Annotated in this window: 20 protein-coding genes and 1 pseudogene; 10 read left to right on the plus strand and 11 right to left on the minus strand. The window is 72.0% G+C overall.

What is annotated here, in order from left to right:
• Positions 1 to 231: 231 nt before the first annotated feature.
• From ACFWYS_RS25605 to ACFWYS_RS25620, 4 genes are all read left to right on the plus strand, one after another.
• Positions 232 to 1,710: a DEAD/DEAH box helicase gene (locus ACFWYS_RS25605; protein WP_384773290.1), complete on the plus strand. Its 1,479-nt coding sequence runs from the start codon at positions 232 to 234 to the stop codon at positions 1,708 to 1,710.
• Positions 1,711 to 1,795: 85 nt separating this feature from the next.
• On the plus strand, positions 1,796 to 2,101 hold the full coding sequence (locus ACFWYS_RS25610) for a hypothetical protein (protein WP_384773293.1): 306 nt from the start codon (positions 1,796 to 1,798) through the stop codon (positions 2,099 to 2,101).
• A 22-nt stretch (positions 2,102 to 2,123) separates the two neighbouring features.
• A complete protein-coding gene (locus tag ACFWYS_RS25615; RefSeq protein WP_384773295.1) occupies positions 2,124 to 2,447 on the plus strand; it encodes an SCO5918 family protein in 324 nt (107 codons plus the stop codon).
• A gap of 78 nt (positions 2,448 to 2,525) precedes the next feature.
• Positions 2,526 to 2,954, plus strand: coding sequence for an STAS domain-containing protein (locus tag ACFWYS_RS25620; RefSeq protein ID WP_384773298.1), 429 nt, complete (start codon positions 2,526 to 2,528; stop codon positions 2,952 to 2,954).
• On the opposite strand, the gene ACFWYS_RS25625 is transcribed toward ACFWYS_RS25620, so the two are convergent.
• Together ACFWYS_RS25625 and ACFWYS_RS25630 are read right to left on the minus strand one after the other, a co-directional pair.
• Complete coding sequence (locus tag ACFWYS_RS25625) at positions 2,887 to 3,969, minus strand: fatty acid desaturase family protein (protein ID WP_384773301.1); 1,083 nt, start codon at positions 3,967 to 3,969, stop codon at positions 2,887 to 2,889. The two genes, ACFWYS_RS25620 and ACFWYS_RS25625, sit on opposite strands and share 68 nt — an antisense overlap.
• Before the next feature lie 21 nt (positions 3,970 to 3,990).
• On the minus strand, positions 3,991 to 5,133 hold the full coding sequence (locus tag ACFWYS_RS25630) for a ferredoxin reductase (protein WP_384773304.1): 1,143 nt from the start codon (positions 5,131 to 5,133) through the stop codon (positions 3,991 to 3,993).
• A gap of 771 nt (positions 5,134 to 5,904) precedes the next feature.
• Here ACFWYS_RS25630 and ACFWYS_RS25635 point away from each other — a divergent pair.
• Positions 5,905 to 6,738 carry a PIG-L family deacetylase gene (locus tag ACFWYS_RS25635; RefSeq protein WP_384773307.1) on the plus strand — a complete coding sequence of 278 codons (834 nt, stop codon included), beginning with the start codon at positions 5,905 to 5,907 and terminating at the stop codon, positions 6,736 to 6,738.
• 100 nt (positions 6,739 to 6,838) lie between these two features.
• Here ACFWYS_RS25635 and ACFWYS_RS25640 read toward each other — a convergent pair whose 3' ends face one another.
• The 4 genes from ACFWYS_RS25640 to ACFWYS_RS25655 form a co-directional block, all read right to left on the minus strand.
• Entirely contained in the window at positions 6,839 to 7,219 is a 381-nt protein-coding gene (locus ACFWYS_RS25640) for a hypothetical protein (RefSeq protein WP_384773310.1), read from the minus strand.
• 18 nt (positions 7,220 to 7,237) lie between these two features.
• Positions 7,238 to 7,768: a hypothetical protein gene (locus tag ACFWYS_RS25645; protein ID WP_384773312.1), complete on the minus strand. Its 531-nt coding sequence runs from the start codon at positions 7,766 to 7,768 to the stop codon at positions 7,238 to 7,240.
• 278 nt (positions 7,769 to 8,046) lie between these two features.
• Entirely contained in the window at positions 8,047 to 8,691 is a 645-nt protein-coding gene (locus ACFWYS_RS25650) for a response regulator (RefSeq protein ID WP_384773315.1), read from the minus strand.
• Positions 8,679 to 10,001 carry a histidine kinase gene (locus ACFWYS_RS25655; RefSeq protein WP_384773317.1) on the minus strand — a complete coding sequence of 441 codons (1,323 nt, stop codon included), beginning with the start codon at positions 9,999 to 10,001 and terminating at the stop codon, positions 8,679 to 8,681. The genes ACFWYS_RS25650 and ACFWYS_RS25655 overlap by 13 nt, the downstream gene beginning before the upstream one ends.
• Positions 10,002 to 10,135: 134 nt before the next feature.
• Here ACFWYS_RS25655 and ACFWYS_RS25660 point away from each other — a divergent pair, with 134 nt between their 5' ends.
• Complete coding sequence (locus ACFWYS_RS25660; protein ID WP_384773319.1) at positions 10,136 to 10,612, plus strand: hypothetical protein; 477 nt, start codon at positions 10,136 to 10,138, stop codon at positions 10,610 to 10,612.
• A gap of 109 nt (positions 10,613 to 10,721) precedes the next feature.
• Here the strand turns inward: ACFWYS_RS25660 and ACFWYS_RS25665 are convergent, their stop codons facing one another.
• Together ACFWYS_RS25665 and ACFWYS_RS25670 are read right to left on the minus strand one after the other, a co-directional pair.
• Complete coding sequence (locus ACFWYS_RS25665; protein ID WP_384773321.1) at positions 10,722 to 11,333, minus strand: DM13 domain-containing protein; 612 nt, start codon at positions 11,331 to 11,333, stop codon at positions 10,722 to 10,724.
• Positions 11,334 to 11,449: 116 nt separating this feature from the next.
• Positions 11,450 to 12,217, minus strand: coding sequence for a flavodoxin family protein (locus ACFWYS_RS25670; RefSeq protein ID WP_384773323.1), 768 nt, complete (start codon positions 12,215 to 12,217; stop codon positions 11,450 to 11,452).
• A 149-nt stretch (positions 12,218 to 12,366) separates the two neighbouring features.
• Here ACFWYS_RS25670 and ACFWYS_RS25675 point away from each other — a divergent pair, with 149 nt between their 5' ends.
• Entirely contained in the window at positions 12,367 to 13,368 is a 1,002-nt protein-coding gene (locus ACFWYS_RS25675; RefSeq protein ID WP_384773325.1) for an NAD-dependent epimerase/dehydratase family protein, read from the plus strand.
• Between the two features lie 47 nt (positions 13,369 to 13,415).
• On the opposite strand, the gene ACFWYS_RS25680 is transcribed toward ACFWYS_RS25675, so the two are convergent.
• Together ACFWYS_RS25680 and ACFWYS_RS25685 are read right to left on the minus strand one after the other, a co-directional pair.
• A complete protein-coding gene (locus tag ACFWYS_RS25680; RefSeq protein WP_384773328.1) occupies positions 13,416 to 14,531 on the minus strand; it encodes a sensor histidine kinase in 1,116 nt (371 codons plus the stop codon).
• A gap of 2 nt (positions 14,532 to 14,533) precedes the next feature.
• Positions 14,534 to 15,265, minus strand: a complete 732-nt coding sequence (locus ACFWYS_RS25685; RefSeq protein ID WP_384773331.1) for a response regulator transcription factor — start codon at positions 15,263 to 15,265, stop codon at positions 14,534 to 14,536.
• Between the two features lie 122 nt (positions 15,266 to 15,387).
• On the opposite strand from ACFWYS_RS25685, the gene ACFWYS_RS25690 reads away from it, so the two are divergent.
• The 3 genes and pseudogenes from ACFWYS_RS25690 (at position 15,388) to ACFWYS_RS25700 (ending at position 17,824) form a co-directional block, all read left to right on the plus strand.
• Positions 15,388 to 16,083 (plus strand): glycosyltransferase family 2 protein, encoded by a 696-nt coding sequence (locus ACFWYS_RS25690; RefSeq protein WP_384773333.1) that lies wholly within the window; start codon positions 15,388 to 15,390, stop codon positions 16,081 to 16,083.
• A gap of 68 nt (positions 16,084 to 16,151) precedes the next feature.
• Positions 16,152 to 16,757: pseudogene (locus ACFWYS_RS25695) on the plus strand (DUF2064 domain-containing protein); the annotation flags it as partial.
• 308 nt (positions 16,758 to 17,065) lie between these two features.
• The gene (locus ACFWYS_RS25700; RefSeq protein ID WP_384773336.1) at positions 17,066 to 17,824 is read left to right on the plus strand and encodes a class I SAM-dependent methyltransferase; all 759 of its coding nucleotides are present in this window, start codon (positions 17,066 to 17,068) and stop codon (positions 17,822 to 17,824) included.
• 322 nt (positions 17,825 to 18,146) lie between these two features.
• Here ACFWYS_RS25700 and ACFWYS_RS25705 read toward each other — a convergent pair whose 3' ends face one another.
• Positions 18,147 to 19,481 carry a molybdopterin-dependent oxidoreductase gene (locus ACFWYS_RS25705; protein ID WP_384773339.1) on the minus strand — a complete coding sequence of 445 codons (1,335 nt, stop codon included), beginning with the start codon at positions 19,479 to 19,481 and terminating at the stop codon, positions 18,147 to 18,149.
• Positions 19,482 to 19,484: the final 3 nt, after the last annotated feature.

Raw genomic sequence — 19,484 nt, forward strand, 5'->3', positions numbered from 1 at the left:
CGGCCCCCCCCGCCCCGCGGCCCCCCCCCGCCCAAAACATGGTGCCGGCGCGCGGGGTAATGCCACATATTTTACCCCCGGGCGCCCCCCCCGTGGGGGGGCGGGCCCCAGCTCGCTGTATTTCCAGGGGGATTCTCCCCTGTTGTCTTCGGCCCGTTCTCGCGACTCTCTGCGCCGTTCATCGTGCTGCGGGAATTCCTTGATACGCGCCCGCATCGAGGAAGGTTCCGTATGAACCGAGCACGTCCGTCACGCAGCACCCGCACCGCACGCACCACCCGTACCCACGACCGCTCCGAGGGCTCTTCCGCAGGCCGCACCGGCTCCCGGCGCCGTCCCCAGGGCCGCCGGGGCCAACCTGCCGCGTCCCATGCCGAGTTCGCGCCGCCGAGGACGATCGAACCGGCGCTTCCCGCCGTCGAGTCGTTCTCCGAACTCGCCATGCCGGCGCCGCTGCTGGCCGCGCTCGGCCACGAAGGCGTGAGCGTGCCGTTCCCGATCCAGGCGGCGACCCTGCCGAACTCCCTGGCCGGCCGTGACGTACTCGGCCGGGGCCGTACGGGCTCCGGCAAGACCCTCGCCTTCGGCCTCCCCGTGCTGGCCCGTACGGCGGGCCGCCGAGCCGAGCCGCGGCAGCCGCTGGCCCTGATCCTGGTACCCACCCGCGAGCTCGCCCAACAGGTCACCGACGCGCTCACCCCGTACGCCCGCTCCGTGAGTCTGCGGCTGGCCACCGTGGTCGGCGGGATGTCGATCGGCAGACAGGCGCATGCGCTGCGGAACGGGGCCGAGGTCGTCGTCGCGACGCCGGGGCGGCTCAAGGACCTCATCGACCGGGGCGACTGCCGGCTGGGCGAGGTCGCGGTCACCGTCCTGGACGAGGCGGACCAGATGACCGACATGGGGTTCATGCCCCAGGTCACCGCGCTGCTCGACCAGGTGCGACCCGGCGGCCAGCGGATGCTCTTCTCGGCCACCCTGGACCGCAACGTCGACAAGCTGGTCCGCCGCTATCTGACCGACCCGGTGGTCCACTCCGTCGACCCGTCCGCGGGTGCCGTCACCACGATGGAGCACCACGTCCTCCATGTGCACGAGGCGGACAAGCACCGCACGACCACCGAGATAGCCGCGCGCGACGGCCGGGTGATCATGTTCCTGGACACCAAGCACGCGGTGGACCGGCTGACCAGGCACCTCCTCGGCAGCGGCGTCCGCGCCGCCGCCCTGCACGGCGGCAGGTCCCAGCCGCAGCGCACCCGGACCCTGGCCCAGTTCAAGGAGGGGCAGGTGACGGCGCTGGTGGCGACCAATGTCGCGGCGCGCGGCATCCACGTCGACGACCTCGACCTGGTCGTCAATGTGGATCCGCCCGGCGACCACAAGGACTATCTGCATCGCGGCGGCCGTACGGCCCGCGCCGGAGAGTCCGGCAGTGTCGTCACCCTGGTGACCCCCGGCCAACGCCGCGACATGGCCCGGCTGATGGCCTCGGCCGGCATCAGCCCGACGATCACCGCGGTGCGCTCGGGAGAGGCGGAACTGAGCCGCATCACCGGCGCCAAGGCCCCGTCCGGCATCCCGGTCGTCATCACCGCGCCGGCCGCGGAGCCCGCCCGCCGGGCCGCGTCCGGTACGTCGGCCTCGGCCCGGGGCCGACGCGGGCGCACCACCCGGGGCCGGTCCGCGGGAAAGCGCCGCGCAGCGTGACGTGCCGGCGGTCCGCCGTCGACACGAGACCGCCCGTCCGGGGCCGTCTCGACCAGAACGTCCACCCGTATCGCAGGAGGCAGCCGTGACACCTGTTCAGACGCGTCGAAGCCCGACCACCGCCCACCTCACGGCCAAGGCCCGCCACCGGGACACGGCCGAGCTGCGGGTCCGTGACGACATGACCGTCGAGGTCGCCCTGTCCGTCATGGCCGGTGCGGGGGTGGAGAGTCTCCTCCTGTGCGACGGGGACGACGAGCGCACCGGCTCGGTCACCCGGGCCGAACTCGTCGTGCACCGCGGCAGCTCCGCCTACACGGACCGCGTCCGCCTGCGGGACATCCTCGGCGCACCGTGCCCGGTCGCCGGTTCCGCCTCCCTCTGCCCGTGACTTCTCCCTGTGAGGCATCATCATGCGCTGTGTCATCGCCCGATACCCGTTCGAACTGACCAGGGACGGAGTGCTGGCCTCGATGGCGGGTGTCAAACCCGAGCTGGTCACCGGTGACTCCGTGACCATCGGCCGCCGCCGCTATCCCGTGAAGCAGGTCGGCGAGGTCATCACCCGGCAGGACCGCCGCGACTTCAGCGGCGGCGAGGTCACCCGGGCCATGGCCCGCCTGGGCTTCACCTGCCACGCTCGCCCCGAGGCCGTCCCGCCCTCGGCCCCGGCTGCCCGCACCCCCCTCCAGATCGCCTCGGAACTGCTCGGAAGCCCCGACGCGCAGGACGCGTGACGCCTTGCGGCGGGCGGCGTCGGGCCGACCGCCGTGAAGCCGCCGTGAAGCGCCGACCGGACAGAGGAGATGGGCCTCATGTGCCCTCGTCCCGAACCGCCCGAGCCCTGCCGTGCGCCCGAACTGTTCGACGAATGCCGGATGGTGCGCGCCCACGGCATGCTGGACCCGACCACCGTGGCACCCCTGGCGCACGCCCTGGAGGAGGCCCGCATCGGGTGCGGGCGCGTCTTCGTCATCGTCGACCTCCGTGAGGTGACCTCCACGGACGGAAGCATCCTGGGACCGCTGTGTGCGGCGTGGGACGACTGCCGGGCCCGCCACGGCTGGGTCCGGGTCGTCCACAGCAGCACGACGATCGACCTCGCCCTGCTGGGCGGCGGTGTACTCGACCGCTTCCCCGCCCATGCCAGCGCCCAGGACGCCTGGCGGGGAAGGACTACGGCAGCGCGTGGCGCAGTACCCGCCCCCACATCGACGCGTACTGCTGACGGAGAGACCCCGTGACATACGGCAGTCCGTACCGCGCGCAGATCTCCCGCACCCGGGGCGCGACCTCGGCGTAGCGGTTGCTGGGCAGGTCGGGGAAGACGTGGTGCTCGATCTGGTGGCTGAGGTTGCCGGTGAGGATGTGCAGCAGCCGGCCGCCCTCGATGTTCGCCGAGCCCTGGATCTGCCGCAGATACCACTCGCCCCGGGTCTCGCCCTCGATCTCGTCCTCCGTGAACGTCCTTACGTCACCGGGGAAATGGCCGCAGAAGATGACGGTGTGGGCCCAGACGTTGCGCAGGGCGTTCGCCGTCAGGTTGCCGAGGAGGCAGGGCACGGCCGAGGGGCCGGCGAGGAGCGGGAAGAGGACGTAGTCCTTGGCGAACTGGCCCACCGCCTTGCGGGCCAGGCCCGCGAGGTCGCCGAGGAAGGACCGCACGCTCTTACGGCCGGCCGTCACCGCGTCCGCCTCCAGGTCGTACAGCGCGATGCCCCATTCGAAGACCGGCGCGAGCAGGGCGGCGTAGAGCGGCTGGAGCGCGTACACCGGGTGCCAGGGCTGGTCGGGGCTCATCCGCAGGATGGTGTAGCCGAGGTCGCGGTCGCGTCCGACGACGTTGGTGTACGTGTGGTGCAGATGGTTGTGGGTGCGTTTCCAGGCGTCGGCGGGGGTGGCGAAGTCCCACTCCCAGGTGGTCGAGTGGATCGCCGGGTCGCCCATCCAGTCCCACTGGCCGTGCATGACGTTATGGCCCAGCTCCATGTTCTCCAGCGTCTTGGCGACCGTGAGCATCGCGGTGCCGGCCAGCCAGGCGGGCGGCAGGAGCGAGACGGTGAGCGCGAGGCGGCCGCCGGTCTCCAGGGTGCGCTGCACGGCGAGAACCGTGTGGATGTAGTGGGCGTCGTTCTCGCCGCGCGCCGCGACGACCTCGGAACGGACGCGGTCGAGTTCACGTCCCAGTTCGTCGGTCGGGTGGACGGTCGGGTCGTCGGTCGGGGCGACTTGCCTGACGGCAGGGGCACTTGCGGCCATGAGGGGCCTCCTCGGGAGGTCCTAGACGTCGAGGACGAGCGGACCCGCGGCTCCGTTGACGCAGGTCTGGATCAACTCGCCGGGTTCTCCGTGCAGTTCACCGGTGCGCAGATCGCGGACACGGCCGTCGAGCAGCGGCACGAGGCAGCCGTGGCAGACGCCCATGCGGCAGCCGTACGGCATCGTCACGCCCGCCTGCTCACCGGCCACCAGCAGCGGACCGGACGCGGGCGCGTCGGCCTCGATGCCGCTGCGGTCGAACCGCACCCGGCCGCCGGTGGTGTCGGCGGCCTGCGGCAGCGGCGGAGTCAGCCGGAAGCGCTCCGTGCGCAGCCGCCCGCCCAGGCCGGCGGCGCCCCAGTGGTGTTCGGCCGCGTCGAGCAGTCCCGCCGGGCCGCACACCCACGCCTGCCGCCGCCGCCAGTCGGGACAGAGCGCGGCGATGCGCTCCGGGGTGAGCCGGCCGTCCGCGCGCGTGTAGGTCAGTCCGAGCCGGAGCCAGGACGACCGGGCCGCCAGCTCGGTCAACTCGGCCCGGAACAGGCACTGTTCGGGATCGGGCGCGCTGTGCAGGAGTACGACGTCGCCGGGCGGCCGGCGCCGCTGTGCGAGAGTCCGGAGGATGCCCGCCACGGGGGTGATCCCGCTGCCCGCCGTCACGAACAGCATCCGCTCGGGCGGTGGCTCGGGCAGCACGAACTCCCCTTGCGCCGGACCGAGTCGCAGCACGGTGCCGGGCACAGTGCGGTGCACGAGATGGGGGGAGACACGGCCACGGGGGTCCGCCTTGACGGTGAGGGTGAGGGTCCGGTCGCCGGGTCGCGCGGTGATCGAGTACGTACGCCAGTGCCGTACGCCGTCGATCTCCACCCCCACCGGCAGATACTGCCCGGCCCGGTGCCCTCTCCAGCCACGCCCCGGCCGGATCGTCAGCGTGGCCGCGGCGGGACCCTCGGCGCGCACGGCCACGACCCGGCCCGCGGGGTGCCGCGCGGACAGCAGCGGGTCGAGCAGGGCGAGGTAGTCGTCGGGGGTGGAGGGCCTGGTCAGCGGGCCGGCCAGCCAGGACGCGGCCGTCAGGATCCGCCCACCGGTGCTCCCGGACCACCACTCGGTCAGCCGGTCCACTACGGGCGACGAGGACTTGGACCTCGGCACGGGCATACGGGTGCCCCTTCTCCTGGACGCGATCCGTGATTCGCTTCCCGGTGTATGTCCGGGCCTCGCTTCCCAGTGCATGTCCGGGCCTTGCTCGCCGGTGGTCTCCGGATGCGTGTGCGGCGGCCGTGGGACCCGCCGGTCGCGTCAGCCCACAGCGCGCCGCCGCCACGGGCGGTTACCCCGCACCGAGCGAAGCACACCGGGCAGACGGCGGTCGGGCGGGCGCGGGTTTTCGGCCACTGGTCGCGCATCCTCCCGTCGGCGGCGCCGCGACGGCCGTCCGGCGGGGGTGCGGTGACCTGCCCGGGCAGGGGCGCGCACGGGGGCCACCGCTGCTCGGAACGACCGGATCGCGGTGGGCGTACGGGAGTGTCGGGCGCCTCTCGCCGGACACGCCGTCCGCCGAGTCGAGCGAAGAGTCCGCCGAGACGGGACTCCGACCGCCGTTCCTCGCTCCCGTGCCCACCGCGTGCCCGTGAGTACGGACAACCACGGCAGTACGGAAACCCACTCGGATCCGACGTGGCGCTGAGGCATGCAGGTCGCGCTTGTACCTCGTTCGCGTTGAAGCGCCGACGTCTGGAAGACCGAACGGCCGCGCCGGGAACAGTTGATCCGGCCGGCGCGGTTGCATCGACCGAGGGACCGGTGCCGCACGGGCGGGGAACACGGAGATCGCGAGGTCGTCCGCCCCGGCAGGATCTGGGCCCCCGGGATCGCGGGATGCCCGCCGCGCCCTCGGACCAAGACGTATTTCTGCAGGAGGACTGCTTGATGACTGACCGGCCCTTGACGCTCATGGCAGTGCACGCCCACCCCGACGACGAGGCCACCGGAACCGGAGGGGTCCTCGCGCGGTACGCGGCGGAAGGCATCCGCACGGTTCTCGTGACCTGTACCGACGGCGGTTGCGGTGACGGACCGGGGGGTGCCAAGCCAGGCGATCCCGGGCACGATCCGGCGGCCGTCGCCCTGATGCGCCGTCAAGAACTCCAGGCGAGCTGTGACGTCCTGAAGATCAGCGATCTGGAGATGCTGGACTATGCCGACTCCGGGATGATGGGCTGGCCGAGCAACGACGCCCCCGGATCCTTCTGGCGGACTCCCGTGGAGGAAGGCGCGGCCCGACTCGCGGAACTCATGCGGCACTACCGACCCGATGTGGTCGTCACCTACGACGAGAACGGCTTCTACGGCCACCCCGATCACATCCAGGCCCACCGCATCACGATGGCGGCGCTGGAGATGACCGCGCTGACGCCGAAGGTGTACTGGACGACGATGCCCCGCTCGGGCATGCAGCGGTTCGGCGAGATCATGCGCGAGTTTCATCCGGACATGCCGGAGCCGGATCCCGCCGAGGCCGCCGCGATGGCCGAGATCGGCCTCCCTGACGATGAGATCACCACGTGGGTGGACACCACCGCGTTCAGCGACCAGAAGTTCGACGCGCTGGCCGCCCACGCCAGTCAGGGCGAGAACATCTTCTTCCTCAAGATGGGCAAGGAGAGGTTCGGCGAGCTGATGGGCATGGAGACCTTCATACGAGTCCAGGACGCCACCGGCGCGGCCGTACCCGAGAACGATCTCTTCGCCGGACTGCGCTGACCCACCCATCCGTGCCGTCCGGTGAGCAGATGCTCGACCGGGTGCGCCGTGGAGACTTGTCCGGCGGGGCGATGCCCCGCCGGACGCAGTTGGTCACCGATCAGAACAGCTGAGGTGCCAAACCGGCGGTTGCGCCTCCGACGACGGGAACGAGCAGAACCAGCCAGCCACGTACGCTACGCATCGGCGACTCTTCCTGACGGATCATCAGTGCAAGTGCCATGCCTGCCATGGCGGGGAGAGCAATTCCGAGAATGGCGAGCACCAGCAAATTGGGCACGGAGTGCCGGGTAATGGCCCACCCCGCGCCGAGGCTGAGTGCCGCGGCGGTGATCAGCTCTCCGGTCGGCTGTATGAGGCCAAGTCGAGGCCGGTCGGCCCCTGCGACCCTTGCCTTGCTCCGGACGACTGCGAGCATCCAGATAATGCCTGCTACGACCAGCAGGGTTTCGCAAGCGAAGACGATGTTTGCTGCCAGCATGTCATTCCTCCGGCTGTGCTACGAGCAGGCTGCCTTGACGCCTTCAAGTCCCAGGAGTTGGGCGCCGACCCATTGAAGGTCGTTGGCGAGGGTGTGCCCGTTGCCCTTCCGGATGGCCTTGATCGCGCTCACGATCCGCTTGACCCCGACGCGCTTCGCCACCTTCACGATCTTCACCATCTTCGCGGCGGGAAGCAGATTGGTGCCGATGGCCACCGCAACCGCACCCATGCACCCGAAGCTGGGCCAGCCGAAACGAAGTTGTGCCTGGCCCCGATTCTGCTCCTGTTGCTTCAGGTAGGCGATGGTCGCGGCGTCCCCCTGTTCCAACACGTCCTCGGGTATGGACATCATCGTGTTGAGCAGGGCTTCCCATTGGGCATCATCGCCAACCTCATCGGCGACGGCTACCGGAACAGTGCTGCGGTGTGTGCCTTCTGCCGCGTGTGCGCCGGCGCTGGTGGCGAAGATCGCGCCCGCCGTGAGGGCGGAGACAAGCATGGCGGCGCCGCGGGTGAAGCGGGCGCGGTCGGTCGTAGTGGTGGGCATCTGTCCCCGTTTACGTGTCGCTGTAGATCTGGACACACGCAACTACCCCTCCCAGCAAGGTGGGAAGGGTGCACGTGTGTCGTGTGGTCGAGATCAACAGAATCAGATCGAGATCAGGAAGGCTGTGACTGAAGTCATGATTCCGCCCCCGATTCTCCGACTATTTCGCAGGTATCACGCCTCAGTAACCATTTGATGCCAGGCGTGACAGTTGAGGAACCTTCAAATCTAAACCAGATCGCGCTCTGGAACGGCCCTGAGGGGGGACCCGGGACGCCTCAGGCCACGCCGAGGAAGCGCAGAACGGCGAGCACCCGGCGGTGGTCCGCGTCGGCCTTCGGCAGGTCCAGTTTGGTGAGGATGCTGTTGATGTGTTTGGCCACCGCGCTCTCGCTGACCACGAGCTGCGCGGCTATGCCGGCGTTGGACCGCCCGCCCGCCATCAGCTCCAGGACCTCGCGTTCGCGCGGGGTGAGGCGGTCCAGCGGGTCGCTGTGGCGGCGTACCAGCAGCTGGGAGACCACTTGCGGGTCCAGCGCGGTGCCGCCTTCGGCCACCCGCCGCAGTGTGTCGGCGAACTCCTCGACGTCCGCGACCCGTTGCTTGAGCAGGTAGCCGATCCCCGACGTGTGGGCGGACAGCAGATCGGCCGCGTACCGCTCCTCCACGTACTGGGAGAGCAGCAGTACGGCAGTACTGGGCCACTGCTGTCTGATGACCAGCGCGGCCCGCACCCCCTCGTCCGTGAAGCCGGGCGGCATCCGGACGTCCACCACCGCGATGTCCGGCCGGTGTTCCTCCACCGCCGCCAACAGCGCCTCGGCGTCGCCCACTTCGGCGGCCACCTCGAACCCGGCCATCTCCAGGACCTTGACCACGCCGATCCGGAGCAGGACGGAATCCTCGGCGATCACGGCACGCACGGCAACTCCACGGTCATGACGGTCGGCCCCCCGACGGGACTGTCGACCGACAGCCTGCCATCGACCGACGCGACCCGCTTGACCAGCCCGGCCAGCCCGGTACCGCCGGTCGGCCCGGCACCGCCCGTCGGCCCGGCACCGCCTGCCGGTCCGCTACCACCGGCCGGTCCGGCACCGCCGGAGAGTTCGGCGCCGCCCACCCCGTCGTCGCTGACGACGAGAACCAGGGTCTCGCCGACGCACTCCACCGTGACCTCGGCCCGCGACGCCTGCGCGTGCTTCACCACGTTCGTCAGCGCTTCGGAGACGATGAAGTACGCGACGGCCTCGACCGCGGGCGACGGCCTCGACGGCAGGTTCACCGTCACCCCCACCGGAATGGGTGCCCGGGCCGCGATACCCGAGAGCGCGGCGTCGAGGCCACGGTCCTCCAGAACGGCCGGGTGCAGCCCGCGCACCAGATCGTTCAGCTCCTCTATCGCCTCCTTCGCCTCCCGGTGCGCCTCGTCGATCACACGGCGGGCGTCCTCGGTCAGGTCAGCGAGCGTCGCCTTGGCCAGCCCGAGGTTGACCGCCAAGGAGACCAGCCGCTGCTGGGCACCGTCGTGCAGATCGCGTTCGATACGCCGCCGTTCGGCGTCGACCGCGTCCACCAGGCCCGCCCGGCTCTCGGCCAGGTCCTCCACCCGGCGCGCCAGCTGCTCCTCGCGGCTGGGCCCGAGCCGGACCGTGGCGGTGCGGGTGTCGAGCCGGGCGAGGGCTCCGGAGAGCCAGGATGCCGCGCAGAGCAGGGCGATTCCGGCGGCGGTGACGTAGGCCGCCAAGGGGGTGTAACCGGCTTGGCCGAGGCGCTGCTCCGGCGGAACGAGCCAGATCCATACGTAGACCGAGGCGGCCACGGCGGCCGTGGCCCACACCAGAAGGACGAGGACCGCTGCGAGGGCCAGGAGCGGCCCGAACAGCAGGTGGTAACCGAGCTGCCGCCGGCCCGCCGGGGAACGCAGCCACTCGGGCAGCGGGGGACGCGATCCCCGGTAGGGCGAGGGGATGTCCACACCGAGACGGGTACGGAAGCGGGCGCGCTGGGCCTCGGTCAGCAACGGCCCGGCCGACACGACGGCGGCGAGCGGGACGAGAACCGCGAGGAGGACCGCCGCCAACGCCTCCGGGACGAAGAAGATCCATGGCAGCGCCATGACGACCAGGACGGCGAGCTGGATCAGAACCCCGGTGACGATGAACGCGACCGGGCGTCCGGCGCCCTGGAACGGCCACTGGATCACGCGCCGCAGGCGGGCGGTTATGTGCATGAGGGAACGGTAAGTGCCGAGGTCAGGAGTGGTCCATGACGTAAGCGTCCGTCTTGGGGGTGTAGTTGGTGCCACCCCCAAGACGGACATCTGCGTTACTGACTGTGATCGCCGCGCGGTCGAGGCTGGAGGCCATGAAGGGGAACCACGAACGCGAGGAGTCCGAGCAGATGAGCGCGCTGATCACCCGTCAACCACGTGGTGTCGAGGGCGGGTCGCCCCTGTGGCGGGTGCGCCGCCGGTACCGGATGGAATACGTCCCGGTCGCCTGCGGGCTGGCCCTGCTGCCCTGGCTGGCCGTGTTGGCCAACAGCCTGCCCGCGGCGGCCGTTGCCTCGAACTGGCGCACCGTCTGGATCGGCCTGGACGCCGCGGAGGCGGTGGCCCTGATAGCCACGGGACTGCTGGCCGTACGAGGCCACCGCCTGCAGCCGCTCACGGCCACCGCCGCCGCCACGCTGCTGGTGGTCGACGCCTGGTTCGACACGATGACGGCGGCACCGGGCGCGGACCAGGTCTCGGCGGCGGCCATGGCACTCGGCGCGGAGCTGCCGCTGGCGGCGGTGTGCCTCGTACTGGCGGCAAGGGGACACGCCCGGCCCACGGCCTGACCGCCTCCCGGGCCATCGTCCGCCGACTGGCGAAGGAGCCGAGCCTCCTCGCCCGTTCGATCAATGTGCTGCGAGAGACCGAGTCAACCGCTGGACGAACAGGTGACGATCATCTGGCGGGTTCCGGGGCCCGGGTGAGTTCGGCGGCGCCGAAGGAGACGTCGAAGCGGTCGCACCAGATGCTGACGCTGCGGTACCGGGCCGGGTCGATGTCCTCGGGCACGGTGTAGTTCTGGCTGCCCTTGTTGCCCTTGAGCCTGCCGAGGCTGATGTGTTTGCCGTCGTCGAAGACGTGCCAGCCGGAGCGGCCCTCCCGCACGGGGGCGTCAGTCAGCCAGACGCGCAGGTCAGGACCGTTGCTGGTGTCGAGGTTCTCCAGCCGCACGATGTGGGATCCGTCGGCCAGCCGTACGAGCTTCGCCGTGCCGGACGTCGTGTGCTCGTGGCTGATCAGCTCACCGCCCGCCACCGTCACCGGTCCCGCCGGGGAGGCCGGAGCAGCGGAGGCATCGGGGGCAGCCGGGGCGGAGGACGCCCCGGGCGACGGCGGCGCGACGGGTGCCTTCGAGGCGGCCGCGGTTCCGGGGAAGGCCTCCTGAACCGTCTCGTCCTGCCACAGCTTCCACGGCTGGAACCAGTACAGCCCGAAGCCGACCCCGGCAGCCGCCACCACCAGCAGACCGACCACCCACGGCCTTGTCCACGCCCGCACCCGCCCCATACCGCCCGCCTCCTGGGAGTCACCCGTCCTGGCTCCCCATTCAACAGACGGGCGCGGGCGTCCGGGGCGCCCGGCCGATGACGAAAACCTTACGTCCGTACGCCCCCAGGGTCCCGTCAGCGGTGCTCGGGGTTGTCCGCGCCCGGGCGGCAGCCGGCGTCCCACTGCGAGCGCTGGTTGCCGAACGCGGGGACGCCGCCGGCACGCTTCAGCAGGGCGGCGAGGTGCATCAGGTTCCACGTCATGAAGCTGGTGTTGCGGTTGGTGAAGTCGTTCTCCGGGCCGCCCGAGCCGGGGTCGAGGTACGACGGTCCGGGACCGGCCGCGCCGATCCAGCCGGCGTCCGCCTGGGGCGGGATCGTGTAGCCGAGGTGCTGGAGGCTGTAGAGGACGTTCATCGCGCAGTGCTTGACCCCGTCCTCGTTGCCGGTGATCAGACAGCCGCCGACGCGGCCGTAGTAGGCGTACTGCCCTTGTGAGTTGAGGAGGCTGGAACAGGCGTAGAGGCGCTCGATCACCTTCTTCGTCACGGAGCTGTTGTCGCCCAGCCAGATCGGCCCGGCGATGACCAGGATGTCCGCGGCCATCACCCGCTCGTACAGTGCGGGCCATTCGTCGGTGGCGAAGCCGTGTTCAGTCATGTCCGGGTAGACGCCGGGTGCGATGTCGTGGTCGACGGCCCGGATCTCGGATGTGGTGACCCCGCGCGCCATCATGATCTCCGCGCTCTTGTCGATCAGGCCCTGGGTGTGGCTGAGGTGCGGGGACGGTTTGAGGGTGCAGTTGATGTAGAGGGCGGTCAGGTCGTCGAAGCGGTACGTGTCATCGGAGGCCGTATCGATGGCGGCTTCGGTGGCGGCATCGGGGGTCTGTGAGGGTGTCATGGGGGCAGCGTCTCGCGTGGATTCCGTTTTGTCCCGGTCCGACGCACGCCCTCATGCCGGCGGACATGCCTTGCGGACATGCCTTACGGAGTCATGACGTACTGGCGCGCTCCCGTGGTGCGGCGCCGGAGCGGGCCTAGCGTGGCCGTATGCGTGTACTGGTCACCGGCGGTGCCGGGTTCATCGGGTCCCATGTGGTGCAGGCGCTGGCGGCGCGCGGGCACGAGCCGCTCGTGTTCGACGTGCGGAAGGATCCCGGCGCCGATGTGCGGGACCCGGCGGCCGTCGGCCGCGCCCTCGCCGGGGTCGACGCCGTCTGCCACCAGGCCGCGATGGTCGGGCTCGGCAACGGGGTCGCCGACGCGGCGGAGTACGTCTCGCGCAACGACCTGGGAACCGCCGTGCTGCTCGCCGCCATGGCGGAGGCGGGCGTAGGGCGGCTGGTGCTGGCCGGGTCGATGGTCGTCTACGGGGAGGGGCGCTACGAGTGCCCGCGGCACGGGGTCGTACGGCCCGGGCCGCGTACCGTCGCCGACCTCGACGCGGGCCGGTTCGAGCCGCCGTGCCCGGTGTGCGGGACGGACCTCTCCCCCGGCCTGGTCGATGAGGACGCCCCGGCCGATCCCCGGAACGTGTACGCCACGACCAAGCTCGCCCAGGAGTACCTGGCCGCCGCCTGGGCCCGCGGCACCGGCGGCTCGGCGGTGTCGCTGCGCTACCACAACGTGTACGGCCCCGGGATGCCCCGCGACACCCCGTACGCCGGGGTCGCCTCCTTCTTCCGCTCCGCGCTCGCCCGGGGCGAGGCACCGCGTGTGTTCGAGGACGGGCGGCAGCGGCGGGACTTCGTGCATGTGCGGGACGTGGCGGCGGCGGGTGCGGTGGCCTTGGAGGCGGAGTCCGCCCCGGGTGCGCTCACGGCGTACAACACCGGCAGCGGCGACCCGCGCACCGTCGGCGAGATGGCGCGGGCGCTGGCCGCCGCGTACGGCGGGCCGGAACCGGTCGTCACGGGCGAGTACCGGCTCGGGGACGTACGCCACATCACCGCCGACTCGGCCCGGCTGCGGGACGCGCTGGGGTGGAAGCCGGAGGTCGGGTTCACCGAGGGCATGGCGGAGTTCGCGCGAGCCGGGATGCGGGACGCGTAGGTCCCCGGGGGCCAGGGGGTCCATGAGACCGGTGGTGCTGCCCGTGTTCAGGAAGCGGCGGCGGGCAGTACCACCTCGAAGCGGCAGCCGCCGGGGATGTTGCGTACGGTGGCCCGCCCCTGGTGTGCCTCGACGATGCCCCGGACGATGGCTAGGCCCAGGCCGGCGCCCGCCGGGGGCGTTCGCGCGTGCGTGCCGCGCCAGCCGGTGTCGAAGACGCGGGGCAGGTCCTCCTCGGGGATGCCGCCGCAGCCGTCCGTCACGGACAGCACCACGGCGCCGTCGGTCCCGCGCTCGGCGGCGATCGCGACCGTGCCGTCGGCCGGGGTCCGGCGGATCGCGTTGACCAGCAGATTGCCGAGCACCCGGCTCATCTCCTTGCCGTCCACCTCCACCGGCACCGGCTCGATCCGCCCGCCCACCAGCCGCACCCCGTGCTCCCGGGCGAGCGGGTCGGCCCCCGCGAGGGCGTCGCCGACCAGGTCGTAGAGCGAGATACGGGCGTACGACAGCGGCAGCGTGCCGGCGTGGATGCGGGAGAGTTCGAAGAGGTCGCCGACCATGTCGTTGAGGCGTTCCACCTCGGTGCGGATCTGCTTCAGATAGCGGTCGGGGTCGGCGGCGACGCCGTCCTCCAGGGCCTCCGACATGGCGCGCAGGCCGGCGAGCGGGGTGCGCAGGTCGTGCGAGATCCAGGCGACGAGTTCGCGCCGGGAGGTCTCCAGTGCGCGTTCCCGCTCCCGGGATTCGGCGAGCCGGGCGCTGGTGGCCGCCAACTCGCGGCTCAGTGACTGGAGTTCGGCGGTCGTCGGGCCGTCGGGGGCGGCGAAGCTCCCGCCGTCGCCGAACGACCGTGCCGCGACCGCGAGTTCGCGGCTGCGGGCCACGACCCAGCGGCCCAGGAGGAGAGCGGTGGCCACCGAGACCACGGCCGCCATGGCGACGACGGTCGTGACGACGGTCAGGTCGTGCGTGTTCAGGAACATCGCCCATGCCACGGCCAGCGTGCCCGCGAGCATCGCGACGACCCCGACCGCCGCGACCACCGCGAGGGACGCGGTGAGCGAGCGGCGCCGGATCAGGCGCAGTACGGCCGCCCCGGCCAGCCCGGTGGCGGCGGCACCGGCGAAGGCGTAGACCGCGATGAGAAGGGTGTCCCCCATGCTCACTCACCACCCGGTTCGAAGCGGTAGCCCACGCCCCACACGGTCTGGATGAGGCGAGGGCGGGCCGGGTCGTCCTCGACCTTGCCGCGCAGACGGCGGACGTGCACCGTGACGGTCGACAGATCGCCGAAGTCCCAGCCCCACACCTCACGCATGAGGTCCTCGCGGCCGAACGCCCGTCCCGGATGCCGCAGGAAGAACGAGAGCAGGTCGAACTCCCGCAGGGTCAGGGCGAGTTCGGCGCCGTTCTTGGTGGCCCGGCGGGCCGCCGGGTCGACCGTCAGCCCGGCCGCGCCCAGCCGCTGCCCGGTCGCGGCGGGCCTGCTGCGGCGCAGCACCGACTCCACGCGCAGCACCAGCTCGCGCGGGCTGAAGGGTTTGGTGACGTAGTCGTCGGCGCCGACCTCCAGGCCCAGGATGCGGTCGTCCTCGTCGCCGCGGGCGGTGAGCATGATGACCGGGACCGGCCCGTGCCCCCGGATCCGCCGGCACACCTCCAGGCCGTCCATGCCGGGCAGCATCAGGTCGAGGACGACCAGGTCGGGCCAGTGGGCGGCGGCACGGGTGAGGGCCGTCGGGCCGTCGTCGGCGCGGTCGACCACGTACCCGGCGCGGTCCAGATACCCGGCGACGACCTCGGCGACGGTCGGGTCGTCGTCGACGACCAGGATCCGGGAGATCCGGGAGGGTCCGCCCTCGGTCTCCTCGTGCTGATACGGCTGCTGCTGCATGCCTCCAGCCTGGCACCGAGCGCCCGCCGACGTCGTGCCCGGGCAGCGCCACCGCTCCGACGTCCGCGTTTCGTAAGGAGCGGAAGTCCGTTATGCCCGATTCGCGTTCGTAGGGTGAGACCGTGACGACGACACCTTCAGACGTCGACGTGGTGCTGCCCTGCCTGAACGAGGCCGAGGCCCTGCCCTGGGTGCTCCGGCGGATCCCGCCGGGCTGGCGTGCGCTCGTCGTCGACAACGGTTCCACCGACGGCTCCGACCGGATCGCCCGCGCGCTCGGCGCGACCGTCGTGCACGAGCCGCGCCGGGGCTTCGGCGCGGCCTGCGACGCCGGGCTGCGGGCCGCCACCGCCGACGTGGTGTGCTTCTGCGACTGCGATGCCTCCCTCGACCCGTCGCTCCTCGTCCCCTTCGTCCGCGAAGTGCGGGACGGCGAGGCCGACCTGGTGCTCGGGCGGCGGCGTCCGCAGGGCCCGGGCGCGTGGCCCGCGCACGCCCGCGCCGGCAACCTCGCGCTCGCGCGGATGCTGCGCCGCCGTACCGGGCTGCGCCTGCACGACCTCGGTCCGCTGCGTGCCGCCCGCCGCGAGCCGCTGCTCGCCCTCGGCCTCACCGACCGGCGCAGCGGCTACCCGCTGCAGATGGTCGTCCGCGCGGCCGACGCCGGCTGGCGGATCGCCGAGCACGACGTTCCCTACCTGCCGCGCACCGGGGCCTCGAAGGTGACGGGCACCTGGCGGGGGACCTGGCAGGCCGTACGGGACATGAGCCGCGTGCTGAGCGAGGCCCCGGCACACGGAGGAGGAACCGTCCGTTGAGTTCATCGAGTGCATCAAGTCCGTCGAGCCCATCCAGTGCGTCGAGTCCGTCGAGCGCATCGAGTTGGTTGCCCACGCTCCTGGTCATCGCCAAGGAGCCGCGGCCCGGCCGGGTCAAGACCCGGCTCACGCCGCCGTTCACGCCCACGGAGGCGGCCTCGCTGGCCGAGGCGGCCCTCGCGGACACCCTGCGCACCGTCGCGGCCACGCCCGCCTCCCGGCGCGTCCTCTACCTCGACGGCACGCCCGGCCCCTGGCTGCCGCCCGGCTTCGACGTCGTACCGCAGTGCGGGGGCGGGCTGGACGCGCGGCTGGCGGATGCCTTCGCGCACTGCGACGGCCCGGCCCTGCTCATCGGCATGGACACCCCACAGGTGACGCCGGAGCTGCTCACCGTGGACTTCGCCGACTGCGACGCGTGGTTCGGCCCCGCGGAGGACGGCGGCTTCTGGGCCCTCGGCCTGGCGAGCCCCGACCCCGCCCTGCTGCGGGGCGTCCCCATGTCCACGTCCACGACGGGCGCGGTCCAACGGGGCCGGCTCATCACCGCCGGCCTGCGGGTACGCGACCTGCCGCGCCTGCGCGACGTCGACACCGCCGCCGACGCCCACGCCGTCGCCGCCCTGGCCCCACGGGGGCGCTTCGCGGCACGGTTGGGGAGGTGTACGGCGGTGACGGGGGCGGGGGCGGGGCCGGTCACGGGGGCGCTCTCGCTGCCCTTCACGGGGTTCGACTCGCCGTCGGCCACCGAGGCAGGCTCACCATCTGCCGACCAACCGGACTCGCCAACTACCGACCGACCGGGCTCGCCACCATACGACCGACCGGGCTCCCGGTCGGCCACGGGTTCCCGGGCGGCCGATGGGCGGGGCTCCCTGCCGACTGATGGGCCGGGGTCCCCGTCGGCCCACCGAGCAGGCGCCCATCCGCATCCGCGCCCCCGGCCCGCCGCGCAGCCGAATCCGCGCCCGGCCCCTCCCCGATGAGCACCCCTCCCGTCACCGCCCCGGCCTGGGCGACCGCAACCCCCTATGCCGCGGCCCTGAGCACCGGCCGGGGACCGCTGTTCCTGCGTCGCACCGACGGCTGGCTGTTGCCGCTGGAGGTGGAGCGCTGGTGTGCCCGGGCCGACGCGGTCGACCGGGCGGTGCTGGACCGGTGCGAGGGCACCGTCCTGGACGTGGGGTGCGGGCCCGGACGGCTGGTGGCGGAACTCGCCGCCCGGGGCCGGGCCGTCCTCGGCATCGACATCAGCGAGGCCGCCGTCGACCAGACGGTGCGGCGCGGGGGTCAGGCGCTGCGGCGCTCGGTCTTCGAGCCGCTGCCCGGCGAGCGCCGCTGGGGCACCGTCCTGCTCATGGACGGCAACGTCGGCATCGGCGGCGACCCGCGCGCCCTGCTGGACCGGGTGGCCGGGCTCCTGCGCCCCGGCGGCCTGCTGATCGCCGAGACCGCTCCGGTGGACGTCGACGAACGCGCCCAGGTACAGGTCGTCGATCTCACCGGCACCGGGAACGGGGCCGACGACCCGTTCCCCTGGGCACGGCTCGGCACGCGGGCGCTGTTGCGGTACGCACAGGGCTGGGACGAGGCCGGTCAGTGGACGGCCGGCGGACGGCGCTTCGCAGCCCTGCGCAGCCGCAGCGCCAGCAGCAGCGCCGAGCCGCCGAAGAGGACGGCGGTGATCAGCAGCCAGCGGGCGAGGAACACATCCGCCGGCAACCCGGTGCCGGACCGGTAGCGCCGCTCCACCATCCCGCTGATCAGCGGGAACCACACGAGCAGGAGCAGCCCGGACAGGGCCGCCGGTACGCGCACGTACGGCACCCACTCCCGGCGCCGGACCGCGCCGAGTCCTCGTACGACCGCCCGGTCCGCCACCGCGTACAAGGGCAGCAGCACGAGGTCGTGCAGCAGCGCCGCGCCCACGAACCACAGCGCCACGCCGAACCAGTCGTCCGCGAGCAGCCGTACGCCCGCGTAGGCGGCGAGCGCGAACGAGCAGGCGAGGAGCAGGAGTTGGACGGGGCTTCCGACCGGGATCCGCAGCCGGCTCATCGACATCACAGGTCTCCGAACGTCATCCGGGCCACCCACTTGGTGTTGAGCACACCGGGCGCCGCGGGCACGATGATCCGCGCCGGGTAGCCGTGGTCGGGGGACAGCTCCTCGCCGTTGACGTACAGCGCGAGCAGGGAATGCGGGTCGGCCACCTGGTTGGCGCGCAGGGCGGCTTTCCGGAAGGCGCCGTGTCGCTGGAGGGACTCGACGAACACGTCGGGCGGGTCCGTGTCGTACCCGACGAGCGCCGCGAGGTCGCGCAGCCGTACCCCGCGCCACCACTGGTCCGACGTCGACCAGCCCTCCACGCAGGCGATGGGCAACGCCGCGCTGTGCAGGGGGAGTTGAAGCAGTTCACTCCGGCTCAGGCGGACGGTGCCCGTGCGTCCCGTCACGACCAGCCGCCATGCGTCCTCGTCGGTCTGAGCCGCGTCGATCCCGGCGTACGCCGCCGTCTTGTTGATCTGGAAGCCGTTCGGGCCACTGCCGGGTTCGCCGCCGCCATGGGGTGCGAGGAAGGCCGTGCGCCGCAGCGGACCGTCGAAGTTCTGCCCCACCGTCGTGGCGAACAGCAGCAGCGAGCCGCCCCCGACGAACCACAGGGCACCCCGCCGGGAGACGGTCGGCTCGGCGGGGCGCGGGGAGACCAGGTCGTTCTTCTCCTCCCGCAGGTGCCGCAGATTGCGCAGCGCGATCGGCATTTTCAGCAGCGCGTGGGCGACGAACGCGGCGAAGAACACCCACGCTCCGTAGAAGTGCAGCGGATAGAAGGAGCCGGGGAAGACATAGTCGAGCTGGACGTTGAGCACACCGGTCACGAACTCGAACAGCCCGCCGCCCACCAGGAGCAGCAGCGAGATCCGTTCCAGGGCGTGCGCGAGCGAGCGGGCCGGCGGCAGCGCGAACAGTCTCGGCACCACGGACCACAGCTTGGCGAGCAGGACGGGGATCAGGGTGATGCCCAGGGTGACGTGGACGCCCTGGTTGAGCCGGTACAGCCAGTGCGGGTCGGTCGGCCAGGAGAAGAGGTAGAAGCCGAGGATCCCCTTGTCCGGCGTCTTGTCGTTCACCGGCGCCAGGTCCGGGTTGTAGGCGGCGTACGAGACCAGGCCCGTCACGAACAGCACGGTGATGCCGACCAGCAGGACGAGGCCCAGCACCGAGGTGAACCAGGGGCCGCGCAGCGGGCTGCGCCAGAAGCCGGGCGTGGAGGGGAGCCGTGGGTCGGATCGCAGGGGGAGCCGTGGCTCGGCTCGCCGGGGGATCCGTGGGCTGTCGGGGTCGCGCATGTCCTGACGGTAGGCCGGGAGCGCCCCGCGAAAGGGTGCTCGACCCATGAC

Origin of the sequence: Streptomyces sp. NPDC059010 (assembly GCF_042740355.1) — a bacterium.
Taxonomy (GTDB): Bacteria; Actinomycetota; Actinomycetes; order Streptomycetales; family Streptomycetaceae; genus Streptomyces.